The 20,149-nt window shown below is 48.1% G+C and carries 20 protein-coding genes and 1 pseudogene; 14 read left to right on the forward strand and 7 right to left on the reverse strand.

The window, feature by feature from the left end:
• Window positions 1-39 precede the first annotated feature (39 nt).
• The 4 genes from MNU25_RS09635 to larA all read left to right on the forward strand — a co-directional run bounded on the left by MNU25_RS09635 (window position 40) and on the right by larA (window position 4,051).
• Window positions 40-1,404 (forward strand): ISNCY family transposase, encoded by a 1,365-nt coding sequence (locus tag MNU25_RS09635; RefSeq protein WP_240984871.1) that lies wholly within the window; start codon window positions 40-42, stop codon window positions 1,402-1,404.
• 343 nt (window positions 1,405-1,747) lie between these two features.
• Entirely contained in the window at window positions 1,748-2,083 is a 336-nt protein-coding gene (locus tag MNU25_RS20295) for a hypothetical protein (protein WP_306425051.1), read from the forward strand.
• A 44-nt stretch (window positions 2,084-2,127) separates the two neighbouring features.
• Window positions 2,128-2,652: an RpnC/YadD family protein gene (locus MNU25_RS20300; RefSeq protein ID WP_306425050.1), complete on the forward strand. Its 525-nt coding sequence runs from the start codon at window positions 2,128-2,130 to the stop codon at window positions 2,650-2,652.
• A gap of 124 nt (window positions 2,653-2,776) precedes the next feature.
• Complete coding sequence (gene larA / locus MNU25_RS09645; protein WP_240984872.1) at window positions 2,777-4,051, forward strand: nickel-dependent lactate racemase; 1,275 nt, start codon at window positions 2,777-2,779, stop codon at window positions 4,049-4,051.
• Between the two features lie 166 nt (window positions 4,052-4,217).
• On the opposite strand, the gene MNU25_RS09650 is transcribed toward larA, so the two are convergent.
• On the reverse strand, window positions 4,218-4,370 hold the full coding sequence (locus MNU25_RS09650) for a hypothetical protein (protein ID WP_240984873.1): 153 nt from the start codon (window positions 4,368-4,370) through the stop codon (window positions 4,218-4,220).
• The gene (locus MNU25_RS09655; RefSeq protein ID WP_240984874.1) at window positions 4,367-4,849 is read right to left on the reverse strand and encodes a type II toxin-antitoxin system VapC family toxin; all 483 of its coding nucleotides are present in this window, start codon (window positions 4,847-4,849) and stop codon (window positions 4,367-4,369) included. The genes MNU25_RS09650 and MNU25_RS09655 overlap by 4 nt, the downstream gene beginning before the upstream one ends.
• 307 nt (window positions 4,850-5,156) lie before the next feature.
• On the opposite strand from MNU25_RS09655, the gene MNU25_RS09660 reads away from it, so the two are divergent.
• The 3 genes and pseudogenes from MNU25_RS09660 to MNU25_RS09670 all read left to right on the forward strand — a co-directional run bounded on the left by MNU25_RS09660 (window position 5,157) and on the right by MNU25_RS09670 (window position 7,367).
• Window positions 5,157-6,410: an IS110 family RNA-guided transposase gene (locus MNU25_RS09660; protein WP_240984875.1), complete on the forward strand. Its 1,254-nt coding sequence runs from the start codon at window positions 5,157-5,159 to the stop codon at window positions 6,408-6,410.
• A gap of 315 nt (window positions 6,411-6,725) precedes the next feature.
• Entirely contained in the window at window positions 6,726-6,923 is a 198-nt protein-coding gene (locus tag MNU25_RS09665) for an ARMT1-like domain-containing protein (protein WP_240984876.1), read from the forward strand.
• Between the two features lie 41 nt (window positions 6,924-6,964).
• Window positions 6,965-7,367: pseudogene (locus tag MNU25_RS09670) on the forward strand (ARMT1-like domain-containing protein).
• A 177-nt stretch (window positions 7,368-7,544) separates the two neighbouring features.
• On the opposite strand, the gene MNU25_RS09675 reads toward MNU25_RS09670, so the two are convergent.
• The 4 genes from MNU25_RS09675 to MNU25_RS09690 form a co-directional block, all read right to left on the reverse strand.
• On the reverse strand, window positions 7,545-7,925 hold the full coding sequence (locus tag MNU25_RS09675; protein WP_240984877.1) for a GerW family sporulation protein: 381 nt from the start codon (window positions 7,923-7,925) through the stop codon (window positions 7,545-7,547).
• Entirely contained in the window at window positions 7,915-8,598 is a 684-nt protein-coding gene (locus tag MNU25_RS09680) for a DUF2953 domain-containing protein (protein WP_240984878.1), read from the reverse strand. Before MNU25_RS09680 ends, MNU25_RS09675 begins: the two co-directional genes overlap by 11 nt.
• Before the next feature lie 84 nt (window positions 8,599-8,682).
• The gene (locus MNU25_RS09685) at window positions 8,683-9,114 is read right to left on the reverse strand and encodes an anti-sigma factor family protein (protein ID WP_240984879.1); all 432 of its coding nucleotides are present in this window, start codon (window positions 9,112-9,114) and stop codon (window positions 8,683-8,685) included.
• 2 nt (window positions 9,115-9,116) lie between these two features.
• Window positions 9,117-9,686 (reverse strand): RNA polymerase sigma factor, encoded by a 570-nt coding sequence (locus MNU25_RS09690; RefSeq protein ID WP_240984880.1) that lies wholly within the window; start codon window positions 9,684-9,686, stop codon window positions 9,117-9,119.
• A 368-nt stretch (window positions 9,687-10,054) separates the two neighbouring features.
• On the opposite strand from MNU25_RS09690, the gene MNU25_RS09695 reads away from it, so the two are divergent.
• From MNU25_RS09695 to MNU25_RS09705, 4 genes are all read left to right on the forward strand, one after another.
• Window positions 10,055-11,302, forward strand: coding sequence for an ArsB/NhaD family transporter (locus MNU25_RS09695; protein WP_240984881.1), 1,248 nt, complete (start codon window positions 10,055-10,057; stop codon window positions 11,300-11,302).
• 836 nt (window positions 11,303-12,138) lie between these two features.
• Complete coding sequence (locus tag MNU25_RS09700; RefSeq protein WP_240984882.1) at window positions 12,139-12,804, forward strand: DUF6483 family protein; 666 nt, start codon at window positions 12,139-12,141, stop codon at window positions 12,802-12,804.
• Complete coding sequence (locus MNU25_RS20495; protein ID WP_420838683.1) at window positions 12,785-12,958, forward strand: zinc ribbon domain-containing protein; 174 nt, start codon at window positions 12,785-12,787, stop codon at window positions 12,956-12,958. Before MNU25_RS09700 ends, MNU25_RS20495 begins: the two co-directional genes overlap by 20 nt.
• A 392-nt stretch (window positions 12,959-13,350) precedes the next feature.
• The gene (locus MNU25_RS09705; RefSeq protein WP_240984883.1) at window positions 13,351-14,226 is read left to right on the forward strand and encodes a damage-control phosphatase ARMT1 family protein; all 876 of its coding nucleotides are present in this window, start codon (window positions 13,351-13,353) and stop codon (window positions 14,224-14,226) included.
• 58 nt (window positions 14,227-14,284) lie between these two features.
• Here MNU25_RS09705 and MNU25_RS09710 read toward each other — a convergent pair whose 3' ends face one another.
• Window positions 14,285-15,064, reverse strand: coding sequence for an SEC-C domain-containing protein (locus MNU25_RS09710; RefSeq protein ID WP_240984884.1), 780 nt, complete (start codon window positions 15,062-15,064; stop codon window positions 14,285-14,287).
• Between the two features lie 654 nt (window positions 15,065-15,718).
• Here MNU25_RS09710 and MNU25_RS09715 point away from each other — a divergent pair.
• The 3 genes from MNU25_RS09715 to MNU25_RS09725 all read left to right on the forward strand — a co-directional run bounded on the left by MNU25_RS09715 (window position 15,719) and on the right by MNU25_RS09725 (window position 20,142).
• Window positions 15,719-17,083: an ISNCY family transposase gene (locus tag MNU25_RS09715; RefSeq protein ID WP_240983734.1), complete on the forward strand. Its 1,365-nt coding sequence runs from the start codon at window positions 15,719-15,721 to the stop codon at window positions 17,081-17,083.
• 302 nt (window positions 17,084-17,385) lie between these two features.
• Window positions 17,386-18,750 (forward strand): ISNCY family transposase, encoded by a 1,365-nt coding sequence (locus MNU25_RS09720; RefSeq protein WP_240983734.1) that lies wholly within the window; start codon window positions 17,386-17,388, stop codon window positions 18,748-18,750.
• Between the two features lie 45 nt (window positions 18,751-18,795).
• Window positions 18,796-20,142 carry an RNA-guided endonuclease InsQ/TnpB family protein gene (locus MNU25_RS09725; protein WP_277350675.1) on the forward strand — a complete coding sequence of 449 codons (1,347 nt, stop codon included), beginning with the start codon at window positions 18,796-18,798 and terminating at the stop codon, window positions 20,140-20,142.
• The last annotated feature ends 7 nt before the right edge of the window (window positions 20,143-20,149 follow it).

Below are 20,149 nucleotides of genomic sequence, written 5' to 3' on the forward strand. Positions count from 1 at the left end.
TCTCCGGGAGGAGCAAAAATCCTTTTGGGGGTCAAAGAAATGTTGAAACTTCGCCAAGATCAAATGACTATCTGGGACTGTGTTCTGCCAAAGGAACTTTTGAATCTTAATGAGGAGCTTGCCTCAATCGATAAAATATTGGACGACGAAGTTTTCATGAAACCATTTCTTAAACATTGGAATGTGAGAATTGGACGCCCAACTGTACCGGTGGAAACTTACTTGAGAATGATGTATTTGAAAACCCGGTACAAATTTGGCTATCACACCCTCGTTGATGAAGTGAGGGATAGCTTCCAATGGCGACGTTTTTGCCGTATCTCCATTGATGAAAAGGTCCCTGACCATTCAACTTTGGTTAAGCTAACCCAAAAGTATGGAGAGAAAATAGTTCAAGAGCTAAATCAGGCTCTGATAACCAAAGTAACTCAAGAGAAAGTTATCCGCAGCCGGAAACTCCGGGTTGATACAACTGTTGTAGAGTCCAATATCCATTATCCAACAGATTCCCACCTCCTGGCAGATGCTATCAAGGTTATAACCCGCAAGGCGAAGAAAATTCAAAAGGCTCTTGGAGAGGCCGGTCCGACAGTAATGGATCGCAGCCGTTCAGCCAAGAAACGTATCCTCGCGATTGGAAAGCTTCTCAAGCGTAGAAGCGGCCAAGCCGTTGAAAGTGTTCGGGAAATTACTGAAGAGCTAGTCGATAAAAGTATACAGACAGTCCTTGAAGCCAAGGAGATGTTAAATCATGCAGAAGAGAACTTAAAAGAAAAGCTGGATAAATCGGTAAAACGGCAAATTCAGAAACTCGATACCATTGTCCAGACGGCCGAAAAGGTGATCCGCCAATCACGGAAAGTAAACCGTGGGGAGACTCACATCCCTAATCGTGTTGTAAGCTTGCACGATCCCGATGCCCGCCCTATCCAGAAAGGTAAGCTCGGTGTCAAAACAGAATTTGGCTTCAAGTTGGAGATTACCGAAAATGAAGATCGGATGGTCACTGACTACAAGGTCCATAAGGGAAACCCTAACGATGAGACGCTTCTTGAAGATGCAATCAAACGGCATATTAAGTTGACTGGGACAGTCCCTCATAGCGTGGCAACCGACAGAGGATTTACGAGCAGAGATAATGAAAAAGCTCTGACTTCGTTAGGTGTAAAGAGAGTCAGTATGCCCAAGCGTGGCAAAAAGTCCAAGGAACGTGCTGAACTGGAAAAGAACAGATGGTTCAAGAATCTTCAACGATGGCGGGCCGGCGGCGAAGGAACAATTAGTGTTCTCAAACGCAAATATGGCCTTGATAAAAGTTTGTCCCGTGGCCACCAAGGGGTAAGCACATGGGTGGGCTTTGGAATTTTGACCTACAACTTGAGACGAGTTGCTGCTATAAAATAGAAAATAGAGAAAGAAGACAAAAGATGAAGAGGCCATTTTAATCCACAGAATTTTATTAGAAGATATGGGTTTTAATCAGTGACTTTTTCACCAGACACTATCTAAATTACGCATCCAAGTAGTAAATGGAACACGAATCCTGTTCCCGCTTACTAAAAATCAAAGCACTATCTACAAAGCGTTTAATGTTAAAGAACCCGTGTAGGTATAATTATCGACGGGATTTTAGGATATTATTATAGGGGATCTTACCAGTCACGGGAAGAGAAGTCTGGAAATTATTTGCTCTTTGTAACGGGGAAAGTTGGCCGCCAATACTGAAAAGAGGAAGTAGTCGCGCGGCTTGCCTTATAGTATAATATTGACAGGAAGGCAGGTGGTCTCTCTGGAGACAGAAATCACTGGACACAATAATGACATTATCATGAAAGCCACCGCGGAGATCTTCAAAGATCAAACTCTGGAAGTGTTTGGGCTGAAGACGGCCAAGATCGTGGATATCGTGCCTGCGGTACTGCCGGTCGTGGAGGCCAAGGAGAAGCGACTGGACTTTGTTTTTCTGCTAGAGGACGAGACTCTGCTGCACCTTGAGTTCCAGACTACGGTCCCGGAAAACATCCTGCGCCGGGCGGCCTATATTATGGAGCCCGAATTGTCGAAAGACATAACCGTGATGTAAATACGGCCATTATCTATTCCGGGTGGATCGAAAGTGCTCCTGATGTGCTGCGGAAAGGATCCTTAACCTATCGAGTGACCAATGTCTATTTCAAAGGTATGGATGGAGACGAAGAATATCGTAGGATCAAAGCAAAAGTGGAGCGATTAGAACCCTTGGCAGAAGTGGATTTGTTAAAGCTTATATTTCTGCCTCTGATGAAAAGCCAGCAGACGGAGGCCGAAATGGCGGTACAAGCCGCGGAATTAGCTAAGGCCTCCCAGAGCAAGTACATGAACTTCGCCATTGCAGCCATCGTGGCAATTACCGACCGATTTCTTCCCGAAGAGTATAAGAAAAGATTACTGGAGGTGCTTCGCATGACCCAAATTGAACAATGGTTGAGAGAAGAAGGCCGGGAAGAAGGTTTGAAAGAAGGTTTGAAAGAAGGTGAGATGAAAGGTAAGCTGGAGACGGCCCGCAAGGCCTTGTTGAAGGGGATCTCACCGCAGGATGCTGCTGATATTACGGGGTTGCCTTTAGAGAAAATCATCGAGATCAAGCGAGAATTGGCAAAGGCCAGCTGCTAACTCGGCGATGGTCGCTGAAACCTAAGAGTATCTCCAGACCCATGTGGTTTTATCTCAATACAATCACAACGCTTAGTAAGGTCCAAGGCGCGGCTGCCGAGGGCTGAAGGGGGAGGGCTTTCCTTTGCTCGTCAAATTACCTTATGGTCATTCGTTTCTCGAAGCGGAGATTCCCGATGAGCGCTTGGCGGGCATTCTCACAACAAGGGCCGAACATCCCAAGGCCGGTGGCATGGCTGTGGTCGAAGGGGCCTTGGCAAATCCAATCCAAAGTGTCAAGCTGAGCGAACTTGCGAAAAATGCTCGCAAAGTGGTCATCGTGACCAGCGACCATACCAGGCCTTTACCCAGTCGGGAAACTATGCCCAGTCTTTTGCGGGAGGTTCGGAAAGGAAATCCTCAGGCTGAGATCACGATCTTAATCGCCACGGGCTTGCATCGGCCGCCCACTTCCGAGGAATTGGACGCCAAGTTTGGCGCTGAGGCGGTAAAACGGGAGAAATTTGTTTCCCACAAAGCAGAAGACGCGAAAAGCCTGGTCCGTTTAGCCGATCTTCCGTCCGGAGCGCCTTTCCTGGTAAACCGCTTGGCGTTGGAAGCCGATCTGCTGATCGCCGAAGGGTTCATTGAGCCTCACTTTTTTGCCGGTTATTCGGGCGGCCGCAAAAGCATTCTGCCGGGAATCTGCGGCCGGGAGACGATTCTGGTCAATCACTCCGCTCCCTTTATCGATCATCCCAGTACGCAGTCCGGCACGCTGTCAGGCAATATCTTTCACCGGGACATGGTGGATGCCGCCAGGCAGGTCAAGCTTCAGTTCATTCTTAATGTGGCTTTGGATGAAGAAAAAAGCATAGTGGCAGCCTTTGCCGGTCATCCGGAAGAGGCGCATGCCCGAGGGGTGCAATTCGTCGAAAAGATGACCAAGCTGACTTGCCGGCGGGCTGAAATCGTGCTCACAAGCAATGGTGGCTATCCCCTTGACCAAAATCTCTATCAAGCGGTGAAAAGCATCCGGACTGCTGAGTATGCGGCCAAGCCAGGCGGAGTGATCATCACGGCGGCCTCCTGCTTGGACGGGATCGGAGGGGTGACCTTCCAGCGCATGCTGACCAACCCCGGCGGAGCCCCAAAGATCTTGGAAGAGATTAGAGCTACCCCACCGGCTGCGACAAGTTTAGATCAATGGCAGGTTCAGGTCCTGGCCCGCATTCTCGTGGAATACCATGTCATCATCGTCACAGAAGGCGTGAAACCGGAAGTCCTTTCTGCCATGGGACTCGACAGTGCCTCGGATCTTAAGCAAGCTTTGACGAAAGCTTATGCCCACATGGGGCCGGAAGCCAAAGTCATGGTCATTCCGAACGGTGCCGGTGTTTTCATCGAAAGCCAAGACTGACAGGGAGGCCACGGACTTACAGGGCACGGGTTCACGTGGACAGCGAGGATCGGCCAAGACTGTATGGAGAGCGAAGAAAAACATGGACAGCAAAAGCAGACATGGTTCTCCGAAAAAACACACCGGCGGAGTTTGGTGTTTCCGCCGGTCTTTGTAAGTCCTATCCCTATCTTTTCAGCTCATCAATGCGTCGTTTTGCCTGTTCTCCTTTGGCATTGATATACTTTATTTTTTCTTCCCTTGTCATGTTTCGGGTTCTTTCGTAGTTCTTTAACCTAATTTGATGTATTTCCTTCATGGTTAATGATTCCTTCATCATTCATCCTCCTCCACTTCAATCAGACTATCTGGCGATAAGATTTCCAGTTCACCGTACCCAAGCATTTTATTGGTTCCATTTACCCCGAAGATAGTCTTTGCTCTGACCATGTGTTTGAAATTCCATGAAACAACAACGTTGCAACCACGAACACTGGCTGCCGCAATATGGAGAGCATCATCTTCGTACTTAGCCGGGATGATTCCATTCCGGATATATTCTTGGGCAAGACGATAAGTTTCCTCATCGATCAGAATTTCATCATATTTAAGCAAAGAGATAAGTTTGAACAACTCTGTCCTTTTCGGCTCTGGGCAATCCCCAAGTTCAGCAGTGACTAAACTGGAGATAAATACCTCGTAAACCTCATTCTTCATCTCTACCCACATTTGCCGGGTACTTTCCATCCTCTCTGGAACATCATCCGCTTTCAAATGGCTGATGACCGATGTATCGAGGTATATTTTTAGTTTCTTCATGTGTATAAATCCGCCTTTCTGCGAAAGGCACCGATGGGGTTATGAAACAAAAACCCATCATCCTTTCACTCTTTTTGTGCTATCCTCCTCTTGTAGGTCGCTGGTATACTACAGAACCCGAGGAGGTGAGTGGCGGGGCTGTATAGCGGCAACCCCGTATGTGTATATGGTGTCGGTCATCCGTTAAGGCATCAATGAATGGCGCAAAACAGTAGCCCGTAAACTTATCTCTTCCGAAGTTGACTCGATTTCGCCGGATGACCAGTCCCTGCCATCCCTACAAGTATTTTTGCTGGAGGTACTTCTTTTGTTCAAAATCTTTCGTAAAAACTGCTGTGGACTTGATGTCCACAAAACCTGGATCTATGCCTGCATCGGTATTACTGATACAAATGGCCGTACTGAGTATAAGCAAGCTCGCTTCTCTTCCTTTTCCAAGGGCCTTAGAGAGTTGGCTGATTGGCTTGCGAAATTCTCCTGTATCGAAGTTTGTATGGAATCTGCCGGCAAGTTTTGGATTCCCGTATTCAACATCCTTGAAAAAACCTGTTTTGTTACCCTGGCACATCCCAAGTACACAAAACCTCAAAAAGGAAACAAAACGGATCGCAAAGATGCCAAATGGATCTGTGACCTCTTTATGTGCGATATGATCAAACCCAGCTTTATCCCTTCTCCTGTAATCAGGCATCTCCGTGACCTGATGCGTTACCGCTTCAAGATCACAAATATGCTGACTGGCGAGAAGAACCGTGCCCAGAACTGCCTGACTGTTTCCAACTTAAAGCTTGATGATGTCTTCAGTGATGTCTTTGGAAAGTCTGCCAGATCTATCACTACCTACATACTTGACCATCCCGGTGAACCCTTTGATGTCGCTCCCTTTGTCAATGGACGCTGCAAAACCCCTATCGAAGAGATCCAGGATGCCGTTGATGGTGCGATTTCTCCCGAGCAGGCTGTCAAGCTGCGTCAATGTCTCGCACACATTGATGAACTTGAAAACCACAAAAGGGAAATCGAGCAGGAAATACTTTTACTTGTACAACCTTTTTCAGCCATTCTAGATTTACTTCGTACCATTCCCGGGCTCAATTCCAATCCGATGACTGCCATTGCCATTCTCTCTGAGATTGGTCCGGACATGTCCGTGTTTCCGTCATCTAAGAATCTTGTTTCCTGGGCTGGATGCTGTCCACGCAATGATCAAAGTGGAGGAAAAGTAAAATCCACCCGTATATCTCGTGCCGGCTGTTATTTGAAACCTCTTCTTGTTCAGGTTGCAAATGCACTTCTCAAGTCTAAGAAACACCCTGAATTCAAAGAGAAGTATCACAGAATCAAGACCCGCCGGGGTCACAAAAAGGCTATCATCGCTGTCTGCAAGATGCTCTTGACCGCTATCTGGAATATCTTGAATAAGCTGGAGCCATATACCCCCGAAGGCTTTCTGGAGCACCGCCCTGTCAATGAATCTAAGGTTCTTACAAAGGCGCAGGCTCTGGAACTTCTCAGGAAAAGAGGTTACACAATAACAGACGAATCTCCCGTAATCGTTTAATCCTAAAACTCCCAATGTTATTTTTTGCCACCCGCAAAATGTGAATGGTTTGTTTGCTGTACGCTTTTTACTCCCTAGCCACTACCTCTTTGTTTCAAACTTCCCTCTCCAATCTCTATCCTCAAATTATATTATACCGGACAGGCCCAACCCGGACAAGCCGGAAGGAAACAGGATTTTGTAAGCACTTGTCGAACCAACAGAGTTCCTCCTGTTAACTTTCCCGCCGAATACAACCTTCGTCCTCAACACGAAATAAGGAAGTCGGCGCCCCCAAAGTCCACCTCTTTGTCGGGGCGGGCGGGAAGGGAGGGTATGGCGGGATGGATGCTTCTTGCTTCTATCTTGGTTGCAGTGGCCGGGAATATTATCGACATGGGGATCTTACCCCAGTATGATTTGGAGGCGAGCCTTCGGGATGCCTTGTCCGCCGGTTTTGCCCTTGACGACTATCCCGCCTTCCGGGAGAAGTTGAAAACAGCCCGAAGTGTACTGATTCTTGGAGTGTACTGATTCTTGGCGACAACAGCGGGGAAATCGCCTTTGACACCCTTTTGATCGGAGAGTTGCGTCGCGGGGGGGTGGAAGTCGTCTGCGCCGTGAAAGGTAAGCCTATTCTCAATGATGCGACCTTGGCAGATGCCCAGCAGGTGGGCATGGCTAAAACGGCAAGGGTCATCACGAATGGAAACAGTTTTTTTAGGAACGATTCTCAAATACTGTTCTGCTGAGTTCTTGAGGGCCTTTGAGGAGGCCGACATTATTATTAGCAAGGGCCAAGCCAACTATGAGTCCCTGGAGTTCACTGAAGAAGCGGGGGAGAAGACTTTCTTTCTGCTCAGAGCCAAGTGTGAAGTGGTGGCTCAGAACCTGGGAACGGAATTTGGAGTCATGGTGTTTCGGCAAAATCAGCCACGCCATTGGGATAAGCTGATGATGGAAGATGATGGAGGCTAACCAGGATGATGGGTGTGGAGTATATGATGCAAACCCAATGTTTTATGATTATGAGGATGCGGCAGCACACTTTACGGGGTGTCGTTCAGCATGTGCAGGCAAGGAGTGGGGGAAAGAAATGGGGATGAAAAAGCAGCCGGAATCGGCTGCTCTCCCGGGAGCTATTTCACTCACTTATTATCCTCGGCATGGTCCTTCCTTGGCCCCATGATGGGCGTTCGCTTTTTCCACCAGCTCAGGAACCATTTCTATGAGCTTTTCCAGGCTGCCCGCTTTTTTAATGGGCAAAAGTTGTACTTGGTCTCCTTTGATGACGAGAACTGCTGATGGAGCTATCCTCGCGCCTGTACCTGCACCACCGCCGGTTCCCTTGTCGCCCTTGGCATCCGTTCCGCCCCCGCCGCCTGTACCGAGACCAAAAGAGATATCAATAAATGGGATCAGGGTTGTTTCGCCTACAGTTAGGGGTTCGCCGACAACAGTCTTGGTTTTGATGAAATTCTCCAGTTTCTCAAAAAGGGTATTGATGTTTTCACTAACACTAAAGTCATCTGACATATAGAGACCCTCCTTTGATTTTCCTTCTGAAATTAGAGATGAATATATTTCTAATTGGTTGGGTGAAGAGGAACCCTATCACAACTAGTATTAGATAGGGCAGCCAGATCCCGCCGCCAATCAAAAATCTTCCCTCGATGATTTCCTCATCGAACACAGGCTGAATGTCAATATCATATCTGTGCCATAGAAGATAGATTTGACTCTTCAAAGCGTACAATAAGCCAGTATACATGGGGTCCGCAAAACCTATCCTGGCCCGCACAGACACGATTTTGGGCCGGCAGTGCTTAAGCAGCTTAACAATTGCAGAGACTGCTTTTTGGATAACGTCTCTGTCAAAGTATCGGGCCAAGCCGGCAAGTTGCTTACTTCTGACCGTCTTTCCCTTTTTGCGTGCTTCAGTCTTCTTTTCGGACTTTGCTCCGGGCGATCCCGGTCCGCGCTTGGTCTTCTTCGTGAGGCCACAGAGCGTAACATCCAGGGCGATGTTTGCATCAGAGCCTTTATAAAAATCTATCCTTACCCCGCCAAAAAGCCAGGATAGAGAGCCTTCGATCTCTGCTTCGTCAAAATATTCCCCGGAAACATGATAGCTGTAAGGTATAAAGACAATAGCGAGCAGAACTAGGCCGATAATCAGCAGAACATAACCCACGATCGATAACAACATGCCGGTCTCCTCTTCGCACCTGTGAGATTGTGGAAGTTACTTGGGAAGTTACTGTGGAAGTAACTGTGGAAGTAACTGTGGAAGTTACTTTGCCAGAAAGAACTTCGTAGCTTTGACTAAACCTTTGGATATTCTCAGCATGGCTGATGGCGCGGCCTTGACACTTTCTTTAACGAGCATATTGCCGGTCTTGAGCCCAGGCACATAGTCAAGAAACATTCCGGATGCCCGGATATTTTGACGTTGGATGTCACAAATGATTTCTGCTGTGCTCTTGGCTGGCTGTTCAGCTGCATTTGCCAAGATCAAGTCTTTTATCTGGTCCAGTTCTGACGGCAGACTGACCTCATAGTTTGATTTATCAAAAAGGTCCCAGAAGAGAAGTTTTAGCTCGGTTAGCTCTTGGCGGCACTCTCTGCATGTCTTTAAATGTTCTTCGACAAATAGCTTTTCAACCGGATCAATCGTACCTTCCAATAGATCTTGGAGTAAAACCTTATCAAGTTTGCAGTCCACTTCTACCCCTCCCAGATTCCGTCTTTGACCATGCTGACCTTGACGGTTTTCCTAGCTCTATGTAGAAGAGTTTTCACCGTGCCGAGGGGCACGTTCATGATTCTGGCGATCTCCTCATATTTCATTCCCTTCATGTGCCTCAGAAGGAGCGCCATACGCTCTTGCGGCGGCAGTTCCTTTATGGCCTTTGCCAGGGACTGACGCGTATCCTGATAGAGGGTGGTGCTCTCGGTGTTGTTGGGGGCACCTATCAGGTCCTGGATCTCGCTTCCGGCCGCAACCGTCTGGTTCAAGGATACGGCTTCCTTCTTGTCCCGGGCGAAATTCAAACACTTATTGACAGTGATCCTTTTTACCCAAGGAAGAATGGAAAACTCCTCCTTGAAATTGTCCATGGATTTAAGAATAGATATGAATACCTCCTGGGTTAAGTCGAGGGCATCCTCTTTGTTATGGGTATAGTTGTAAGCGATGGTATAAACGTATTTCTTATACCGATCATAAAGGAGTTCCAGCCCCTGATGTTTATTCTTTTTGTATATTTTAAGAATAGCGGCATCTGAAACATCCAAGGCCCAGGACCATCCTTCATACGATTCTGCCTTGTGGTCTTTTTGCGGGTTTGTAGGTTTGCTTAACAATGCACGGGGTTTGGCCAAAAGTTTTGGCTGCTGCGTACTTTTTTCGAAGAAATAGCTGGAACTTAATAATCGACACAATCAACATAATCGACACAATCAGCATAACCGTATAATATGTTTGTGTGATATGCTAGGGTGGGAAGTTACTTAGATTCCCCTGAAAAAGTCCGTATTTTATAACATCCAGCCAACGCCTCCGCTGGTAAACCCTTTATTCATGCGGGTTGGGTTGGATATCTTTGGCCGAAATTTCTTCGAATTAGCAGTTTTTCAGGGGACTCTACTTAGAAGGAGGAAGCGTGGTCATCTCAGCAACGATTATCTCAGGCCTCATTCTCACCGCAGTCTTAATCATCTTTACGCTTGGCAAGAGCCCTGTCTTCCGTGTCGACCGGGCGGGGGCCGCCATCATTGGCGCGACCATGACAGTCGCCACGGGAGTCCTGACGTTTGCTCAGGCGACAAGGGCTGTGGATTATCGGACTATCATCCTGTTGTTTGCCATGATGCTCATAACCTCTTATATGAACATCATAGGGCTATTTGAACACCTGAGCAACTGTGCGATGCATAGACTGAAGACCCCCCGGGGCTTACTGGGGGTCGTGATCGTCCTGTCGGGGCTGTTGTCGGCGGTCCTTGTCAATGATATCGTCTGCCTGCTTATCACACCGATTATTATTTCAGTCTGTCGTCGGGCAAGAATTAACCCGGTTCCGTATCTGTTAGCCGCAGCAATGGCTTCCAATATTGGCAGCGCAGCCACACTAATCGGGAATCCGCAAAATATCTTAATCGGCAGCCTTTCCCATCTGGCCTTTGCCTGGTATTCCCTGATCGCTTTGCCGCTATCGTTAATGGGTCTGCTTTTGACGTATGTCATTTTAGAGAGAGTTTATGCTCAAGAACTTAGGGGGTCCCTTGTGTTCGCCCCTGACCAAGCCGGCCAAGCCGATCAAGCCGGGGTCAAGCCCCTGCACCGGTTTCTTCTGTTCAAAGGGGTCGTCGTTCTTTTGGGGGTTCTGACAGGATTTTTATTGGGGATCGATCCGGCGATCGTCGCCAGCCTGGGCGCTACAGTGCTTCTGATCACGCGGCGTTTGAAACCAAACACGATCTATGAAGGGATCGATTTTAACCTCCTGGTGATCTTTGTTGGTCTGTTTGTTATCGTCGGAGGTGTTGAGCACAGTGGTTTGCTGAAACGGTTTTTGGGGGAAATAGGCCAAGGTGCTCACTTGCCGGTTTTTATGCTCCTGACTCTCGTCCTTTCAAATATCGTGAGCAACGTTCCGGCCGTTATGCTGATCAAGTTCGTCATCCCGGCGGCGCACAATTCGGTCTGGTGGGCCAATCTGGCCTTGTTCAGTACTTTTGCCGGAAACCTGACCATCACGGGGTCCATTGCCAACCTGATCGTGGTAGAAATTGCCAAGAAGAACGGGATAACCATTCGCTTTTTCGATCATCTCAGGATCGGCTTTCCGGTTACACTCGTTCTTGTGTTAGTGGGAATGGGGTATTTTAAAGTCCTCTTTGGAGTATAGGACCCAAGTCCAGTCAAGATCTAAGAAAGCATTCAACACCGCTGATAAACTTCCGTGCATCAAACAGCGTTTTCTCTGCATCTTGCGTATGAGCCTGGGCAGGAATGATGGCTGGCGGATCTACTGCAGATTGTTGGGGTAGTGGAGACAATGGCTGACAATGGTAAGGATGTTTATGAAATATGGCAGATCCTTGAGGGAATAAGATGAATCGCCGTAATCATAGGCTATAGGGGATGGGAAAAGGGCTGTACGGATTGTTCAAGATATCAGCAGCTTGCTAATAATGTGCTTCCAGGACTTCACGGGTAGAGGCAGGAGACAGAGCAAAAACTTCATCCCGATTATGGAGAGAAGTTCCCGGCATTTTTCCGGAAATGCTGCGCACGGAAATAATACCCCTGCTCGCTCAGAAGCGCTATGTCCCTCAAGAAGGCTTAAGCTATCTGTTTTTCAGCCGGTCAGGAGTGCCACTTGGGGATGTAAAATTCAGAAGCTGGGTAGGAGAGGCCTTAACAGGTTTGTTTACTCACTTCAATCATTCTAAGGATTTTTGGCAGGAAGTTGAACTTTATGTTCCCAAGCACCGAAGCCTGTGCCGTTGGCTCAGAGAGAATGGGCCGAGCCTCAAGTTTTTAAGCAGACACATGTCATCTACAAGTTTTTCAGACCGGTATTGCTGCCGACCTGCGTTCTATTGGATAAGCCAAATGGATAAGCCAAAACTTGTCTTTTGTAATTTCGCACAGTACAATAAAGGCAAAGGCACGCTAAATATGAGGTTGAAAGAGCAGCAAGGGCCTCTTTATTAGCCAGGACAGGTATGGAGACGTGAAATGTTTGAAGAAAAAGATTATTTCATGAAGATAGTTCAACAATTTTCAACGGCCATTGGCAGAATTATGGGATTGAAGGCTGAAAACAAAATCGAAGAGAGCCAAGATGTTTTAAATGAGACATTGACAAATTTCACCGGTCTGAGCAGAGAAGTCTTAGAGGTACTGCCCTATGAGATTCTCATTCAAAAGGTGAGTGGAAGTAGACGGACAAATACCGAAAAGTGTCTTATGCTTGCTGAACTATTAAGTCAACAAGCAGATATTTATGAGTTTGAGGGAAAGATGTCTAAGGCCAAGAATTTGTACTTGAAAAGTTTGAATATCATGATCAGTGTTACTTTCGACCATAACGATGAGCTTTTAGAACAAAATAGGGAAAAGGGTAGTGAACTGTTAAAGAAAATTGGAAAGTCCGAACTTCCCAAGGAAAGTAAACTTTTGCTATTCAAATACTACGAAAATGTTAAAGATTATGCCAAGGCTGAGGACGTGCTTTTTGAATTAATGGATGCTGATGAGGTAAACGATGATCTTTTGGCTCAAGGTACGGCTTTTTACAAAAGATTAGTAAAGAGGGAGCCGATTGAACTCGAAAAAGGCAATTTGCCCCTTGATGAAGTGTTAGAAGGATTAGCGAACTTAGATGAATATCGAAACCCGTGACTTTCGGCGGTATAAGGCGCTGCACGAAGGGATCGTGGTCAACCGGGTCAGCCCCAGGAATACATCCAAAGAATGCCCTACTGCGGTGGGACACTCACTCGTTACCAAGGCGTGGCTCTCGCTAAGTGCCCGACCTGTGGCGTCAAAGACGTGAACGCGGACTACATTGGTTCACTCTGTATTGGCCGGAACTTCAGAAAAAAATGGTTTGCCTAAATAAGCTTTAAGCCCTGGCCGGTGACGGCTAGGCGTTCGGTTAGCCTATAGGGTTAACAGGATGAGGCACGAACCCGCTGGTCTTTTGGACTGGGTAAAATGCGAAATCAGCAGTGGGGCCTACGGCCCGATCACTTCGGTTAACGTGTACCCCAGGCAGAGGCGAAGTCCCCGGAATCAACCGGGAATCCTCTGACTTCAGTCCGGAGAGGTTCAAATAGCAGGAGATATGGTAGAATGAGAATGGGTTCAGAACTAACGATCATAGAGAAAGCGTGGTGAACTCCCGGTTTTTTGAAACCATGGGTTTTGGAAACACGGGTCCTTTTAGTGCAAGTTGTGATGGAATGCATACCCTGCTACTTCAAACAAATTGTGAACACTCTTAAAGTGTTGAAAATCAACGATCAGGAAGGGCAACGTGTCCTGCTTGGGGTTTTGCCCCTCCTCCCTGGGCTTGATCCGGAGGCTACTCCGGCGGAGAATTCCAGTCTGATCTTCCGGAAGGTATACGAGCTCATAGCAAATGAGGATCCTTATGCGCAAGCGAAGGCCGAATCGAACAGCCTTGCCTTGGGCATGCTGCCAAAACTGCGTGAGGTCGTCTCAGAGAGCGCCGATCCTCTCCATACCGCCTGTTCGGCTGCAGTCGCCGGGAATATTATCGACATGGGGATCCTGCCGGACTATGATTTGGAGGCTAGCCTCAAGGATGCCCTGTCCGCGGGTTTTGCCCTCGACGACTATCCCGCTTTCCGGGAGAAGTTAAAAACGGCCCGAAGTGTTCTTATTCTTGGCGACAACAGTGGGGAAATCGCCTTTGATACCCTTTTGACCGGCGAGCTGTGCCGCCGGGGGGTGGAAGTTGTCTACGCCGTGAAAGGTGAACCTATTCTCAATGATGCGACCTTGGCAGATGCCCGGCAGGTGGGCATGGATGAAACGGCAAGGGTCATCACGAATGGCAACGGTTTCTTAGGCACGATTCTCAAACATTGTTCTCCTGAGTTTTTGAAGGCTTTTGAGGAGGCCGATATCATTATCAGCAAGGGCCAAGCCAACTTTGAGTCCTTGGAGTCCACCGAAGAAGCGGGGGAGAAGACTTTCTTTCTCCTCAGGGCCAAGTGTGAAGTGGTGGCTCAGAACCTGGGAACGGAATTTGGAGTCATGGTGTTCCGGCAAAATCAGCCCAGGAGGGAGAACTGAAAAAGAAGCGCCAGGTCGGGTTCGACGGGTGAACGATCAGGGAAAAGAAGTAAAGAGCTTATCGCTCGTCGTCCAGTTCTCCGTCGAGTTTTTCTTTGAGGTCCTCATCAAGGTTTTCTTCGAGGTCCTCATCAAGGTCGTCCACCAGGTCCTGAGCCATATATTCATCCACATCCACACCCAGATCGTCCAGGAGAGCGATGGCATCCCAGCGGGTCTCTCGATCGATGTGTGTTTCGGACAGAAGGTCCGTGAGGACTTTCTTGGCATCCTGTTTTCGTTCCTGCTTAAAGAGCATGGAGGCATAGCGCAGACGTCCTTGGGAAAAGTTCGGAAAGGTCATAAAGAGTTTGGCATATTCGGCCTTGGCAGCCTCCAGGTCACCCATGCCAGATAGACGATCCCCTTTGTCACAGAGAAGCGTACCTTTTTCCCTGTCAGTTTTGACCAGAGAAAGCAGATGGTTGATTGCTCTCAGACCTTCTTTGCGAAACTCCGTGTGGTTCTGACACAAAAGCAAATAGTGCTGCCAAGCATCTTTAAGAAATATTCCCCCTTTGTAAGTCTCGGCGAGGGCGATGTTTTCTTTTAGCACGGTCAGGGCGCCTTCGGAGTCGTGGTGGCTTTCCATATAAGCGGCAATATGGACGCGGGCTTCAAGTCGGAAGATTGGGTCCAGGGGATCTACAGTAGCTTCAAGTTCTGCTTCGGGATAGGCTCCGTGGCCCAGGTCCAGTGCTCCGGCAAGCGGAAAAACTCCAAAAGAATCCTTGTAGGGCGCGCAGCAGCGTTTAAACTTGATCCCGCTTCCACAGGGACAAGGGTCGTTGCGGCGCACTTTGCTGACATCCGTAGCGATTAATCGGAGACTTCGCAGATAAGCTTCCTGGTGAAAAGGCTGGTGATCCTTCAAAACCGGAAAGAAGTGATGTATAAATACAGCCGTTATACAGGCCCTGGCCGCATGTGGAGTAAGGCCTTTGGCCTTTTGCAGATGTTCCCAGATGTCCCGGACGGCTGGGTCAGCCTGAAGTTGGTTTTCGACCGCCCCTTCCATCTGGACGTGGAAGATCGGATTGACTCCGTGAATTTCCAGAAAGTCAGGGTAGTTGCTTCTGCGCTCGTAGAGTATTTTAACCTCAGGATGTTCTGTGAGGACCGTGTTAAAACCGTCTTCATGACCGTCGCGGCCTGGATACTTCTGAATTCATTCAGGAGGGGAAAGGCCGCCCCTTTACATCTTCAACCATTGTTTTGTATAATTTAGGAAGGGGTGGAAGGGGGTGAAATAATGAATGAACCCTATGTAGATTGCCCTGAAAAACTAAGCAAACTCTGTGCAAAAATCCCTCGAAACAAAAAGGAATTCACTAGGATTTTGTGGAAATTTAGAAGTGACCAAACAACGAAACTCCACAACCACCCTTTAGAGAATTCCTCGTTCCTGTGGTTCTCCAAAGGGACATGAAAATCCTTTTTTGGGGGGCAAAAAATGTTACGACTTCGCAACGAACAGCTTACAATTTGGGACTCCATTTTGCCGAAGGAAGTGCTGGAACTAAGCCCAGAACTCAAGACGGTTGATCGTCTCTTGGATGATGAGCGATTTATGGAGCCCTTTCTCTCTCACTGGAATATTCGTATTGGCCGACCAACTGTTCCGGTGGAAACTTATCTCCGTCTAATGTTTCTCAAATTCTGTTATGGATTTGGCTATGAAACACTTGTTAGCGAAGTCAGTGACAGTATCAAATGGCGGCGGTTCTGCCGCGTTGATCTCGATGCCTTAGTGCCGCACAGTACGACATTGATCAAGCTGAGCCAGAAATACGGGGACGAAATCATTGAGGATCTGAACAAAAAACTTGTTACTAAGGCGAGTCAGGAACAGATGACACGGAACCGGCGGCTGCGTACGGACACTACAGTAACCGAATCCAATGTTCACTACCCAACGGATGCCCATCTGCTGGCGGATGCAGTAAAAACCATAACCCGACAGGCGAACCGCCTTTGCGATCAAGTGAGTGGCACAGTTCCTAAGATGAGGAATCGTTTTCGTTCAACGAAAAAACGGATACTGGAAATCGGCAAGACCTTGAAACGGCGAAGCCATGAGGCGGTACAGGAGGTTCGCAACATCACGGATAAGCTTGTGGATAAAGCGATTGAGACGATTTCCGATGCCCATCGGATAATGGATAAAGTTGAAGAGACTTGGGGCGAGCAAATAAGCCCAGCTCTAAAAAATACGATCGAGAAATTGGACAAGCTCATTCATACCACGGACAAGATTGTCAATCAAACGCTTCAGGTGAACAGCGGAAAAACACACATCCCGCAACGGGTAATTAGCCTCTATGATCCTGACGCGAGGCCTATCCAGAAGGGCAAGTTGAAGAGCCCGACGGAATTTGGCTATAAGACCGAAATCACAGAGAATGAAGACCGTCTGGTTACGGATTACAAAATCCATATAGGCAACCCCAGCGATGAAAGTTTGCTCTTGGGCACCGTGAGACGCCACATCGAAAACACTGGGCGGATCCCTTACGCTGTTGCCACTGACCGTGGTTACAGCAGTGGTAAGAATGAAGCAGCTTTAACCGAACTGGGGATAAAACGAATATCCATCCCAAAGAAGGGCAAGAAAACTCAGAAGCGACAAACCCATGAAAGGCAAAGATGGTTTCGACGTCTGCAAGCATGGCGTGCTGGTGGAGAAGGAACCATTAGCATCTTGAAACGTAAATATGGCCTGGGGAGGAGTCTGCTCAGAGGACACCGCGGAGTTAGCATCTGGGTGGGATTTGGCATACTGACCTACAATTTAAGAAGATTGGCCGCCATGAATTAGGAAATGGCAAGGAATACCCCTCTACAATGCCGGGGATTCATACTGATGTATTCCGATCCCAGGGGGTCGGTCAAGGGACGGTTTGCAAACCTACTTTTTCAGGGCAATCTATGTAGTTAGATTGCCCTGAAAAACTAAGCAAACTCTGTGCAAAAATCCCTCGAAACAAAAAGGAATTCACTAGGATTTTGTGGAAATTTAGAAGTGACCAAACAACGAAACTCCACAACCACCCTTTAGAGAATTCCTCGTTCCTGTGGTTCTCCAAAGGGACATGAAAATCCTTTTTTGGGGGGCAAAAAATGTTACGACTTCGCAACGAACAGCTTACAATTTGGGACTCCATTTTGCCGAAGGAAGTGCTGGAACTAAGCCCAGAACTCAAGACGGTTGATCGTCTCTTGGATGATGAGCGATTTATGGAGCCCTTTCTCTCTCACTGGAATATTCGTATTGGCCGACCAACTGTTCCGGTGGAAACTTATCTCCGTCTAATGTTTCTCAAATTCTGTTATGGATTTGGCTATGAAACACTTGTTAGCGAAGTCAGTGACAGTATCAAATGGCGGCGGTTCTGCCGCGTTGATCTCGATGCCTTAGTGCCGCACAGTACGACATTGATCAAGCTGAGCCAGAAATACGGGGACGAAATCATTGAGGATCTGAACAAAAAACTTGTTACTAAGGCGAGTCAGGAACAGATGACACGGAACCGGCGGCTGCGTACGGACACTACAGTAACCGAATCCAATGTTCACTACCCAACGGATGCCCATCTGCTGGCGGATGCAGTAAAAACCATAACCCGACAGGCGAACCGCCTTTGCGATCAAGTGAGTGGCACAGTTCCTAAGATGAGGAATCGTTTTCGTTCAACGAAAAAACGGATACTGGAAATCGGCAAGACCTTGAAACGGCGAAGCCATGAGGCGGTACAGGAGGTTCGCAACATCACGGATAAGCTTGTGGATAAAGCGATTGAGACGATTTCCGATGCCCATCGGATAATGGATAAAGTTGAAGAGACTTGGGGCGAGCAAATAAGCCCAGCTCTAAAAAATACGATCGAGAAATTGGACAAGCTCATTCATACCACGGACAAGATTGTCAATCAAACGCTTCAGGTGAACAGCGGAAAAACACACATCCCGCAACGGGTAATTAGCCTCTATGATCCTGACGCGAGGCCTATCCAGAAGGGCAAGTTGAAGAGCCCGACGGAATTTGGCTATAAGACCGAAATCACAGAGAATGAAGACCGTCTGGTTACGGATTACAAAATCCATATAGGCAACCCCAGCGATGAAAGTTTGCTCTTGGGCACCGTGAGACGCCACATCGAAAACACTGGGCGGATCCCTTACGCTGTTGCCACTGACCGTGGTTACAGCAGTGGTAAGAATGAAGCAGCTTTAACCGAACTGGGGATAAAACGAATATCCATCCCAAAGAAGGGCAAGAAAACTCAGAAGCGACAAACCCATGAAAGGCAAAGATGGTTTCGACGTCTGCAAGCATGGCGTGCTGGTGGAGAAGGAACCATTAGCATCTTGAAACGTAAATATGGCCTGGGGAGGAGTCTGCTCAGAGGACACCGCGGAGTTAGCATCTGGGTGGGATTTGGCATACTGACCTACAATTTAAGAAGATTGGCCGCCATGAATTAGGAAATGGCAAGGAATACCCCTCTACAATGCCGGGGATTCATACTGATGTATTCCGATCCCAGGGGGTCGGTCAAGGGACGGTTTGCAAACCTACTTTTTCAGGGCAATCTAGTTAAAGACAGTCTCACGTTGTCTATAAAACTAAACCTTTCCGCAAACTACGAACAAAAAGCACTGCTACTCCGCACGATGGACTCCTACAGGGATGCGATGAACTATGTTAGTCGATACGCTTTTACCCAGCTTGACAAGCGCGCTAATAAGCGAAAGTTAAACGATCTGCTCTACAGAGAATTGCGTATCCGGTATAATCTTCCGTCTCAGTTGGCTCAATCGGCGATTCGCAGAGTCGCGTCCACTTACCAAGGAGAGTGGACAAAAATAAAACAAAACGCCGAGCATCGCAAACTTGGGTACACCAAGAAATATTACCACGGTTTGGAGAAAGCTCCCGAATTCAAATCGCGCACGACTGAAATAGTCTACGGCAGGGATTATTCGTTCGGCAAGAACCAAACGGCCTCGGTCAATACATTGGAAGGCCGAGTTCGCGTTGCTTATGAGGGGTGGACTCCTCACGTTGAGCGGTTGCGTTCGGGCGAGTGGAAAATTGGCACTGCTAAGCTCTGGTATGATAAAGGACGCAAGGCGTTATATCTGATCGTCCCGATCACACGTGAGCAAAGCGTTGACTTAAACGATATGACTCAAGTGCAGGGTGTTGATGTCGGGATGCGCTACCTGGCGGTGGTTGATACCGGTGAAAAGCCAATCTTTGTCAAGGGTTCGCCTATCCATCATAAGAAACGGCACTTGCAGCGGCTAAGAAAGCGGCTCCAGGAGAAAGGCACTCGTTCAGCTAAACGCCGGTTAGCGGCTTTAAGCAGGCGAGAGAGACGGTTAACCCCCGATGTGAACCACCGGCTAAGCCGCAAGATCGCCCAACCCCAGGTTCTGGTGGGAATTGAAGACTTAACTCATATACGGGTAAAGATCAATACGAAGCGTAAAGACACAGAGGAACGCCGCCAAGCGGAGCAATGGGCGTTTGCTGATCTCCATAGCAAAATACTCTATAAGTCATCGCTGTACGGAGGGTACGCTACCCGCCAGGATGCCCATTATACAAGCCAAGGATGCCCCCGTTGCGAGCATAAGAGCAAGAACAACCGGCCAGGAAAGGGACTGCTCTTCACCTGCGAAGCTTGCGGTTATACGCTGCATGCTGACTTGGTAGGCGGACGTAATGTAAGGCTTAGAACGTTGGTCGCCCGGCAGGGCCGGACGATTACGGGGCGCGTTTCAACCGTCCCTGATGTGGATTCCAATGATACTGGGCCGGACCCGGTGGAGGAAAGCCGCAATCCTCTGACTTTAGTCAGGGGTAGTTGAATCTCTG

Origin of the sequence: Acididesulfobacillus acetoxydans, assembly GCF_902729405.1 — a bacterium.
GTDB classification, from domain to species: Bacteria; Bacillota; Desulfitobacteriia; order Desulfitobacteriales; family Desulfitobacteriaceae; genus Acididesulfobacillus; species Acididesulfobacillus acetoxydans.

Coding starts and splice junctions, on each gene's coding strand:
- MNU25_RS09635 (WP_240984871.1), top strand. CDS start 40: ATGTTGAAACTTCGCCAAGATCAAATGACTATCTGGGACTGTGTTCTG.
- MNU25_RS09650 (WP_240984873.1), bottom strand. CDS start 4,370: ATGATGAAGGAATCATTAACCATGAAGGAAATACATCAAATTAGGTTA.
- MNU25_RS09655 (WP_240984874.1), bottom strand. CDS start 4,849: ATGAAGAAACTAAAAATATACCTCGATACATCGGTCATCAGCCATTTG.
- MNU25_RS09665 (WP_240984876.1), top strand. CDS start 6,726: ATGGCGGGATGGATGCTTCTTGCTTCTATCTTGGTTGCAGTGGCCGGG.
- MNU25_RS09675 (WP_240984877.1), bottom strand. CDS start 7,925: ATGTCAGATGACTTTAGTGTTAGTGAAAACATCAATACCCTTTTTGAG.
- MNU25_RS09680 (WP_240984878.1), bottom strand. CDS start 8,598: ATGTTGTTATCGATCGTGGGTTATGTTCTGCTGATTATCGGCCTAGTT.
- MNU25_RS09700 (WP_240984882.1), top strand. CDS start 12,139: ATGTTTGAAGAAAAAGATTATTTCATGAAGATAGTTCAACAATTTTCA.
- MNU25_RS20495 (WP_420838683.1), top strand. CDS start 12,785: ATGAATATCGAAACCCGTGACTTTCGGCGGTATAAGGCGCTGCACGAA.
- MNU25_RS09715 (WP_240983734.1), top strand. CDS start 15,719: ATGTTACGACTTCGCAACGAACAGCTTACAATTTGGGACTCCATTTTG.
- MNU25_RS09720 (WP_240983734.1), top strand. CDS start 17,386: ATGTTACGACTTCGCAACGAACAGCTTACAATTTGGGACTCCATTTTG.
- MNU25_RS09725 (WP_277350675.1), top strand. CDS start 18,796: ATGTATTCCGATCCCAGGGGGTCGGTCAAGGGACGGTTTGCAAACCTA.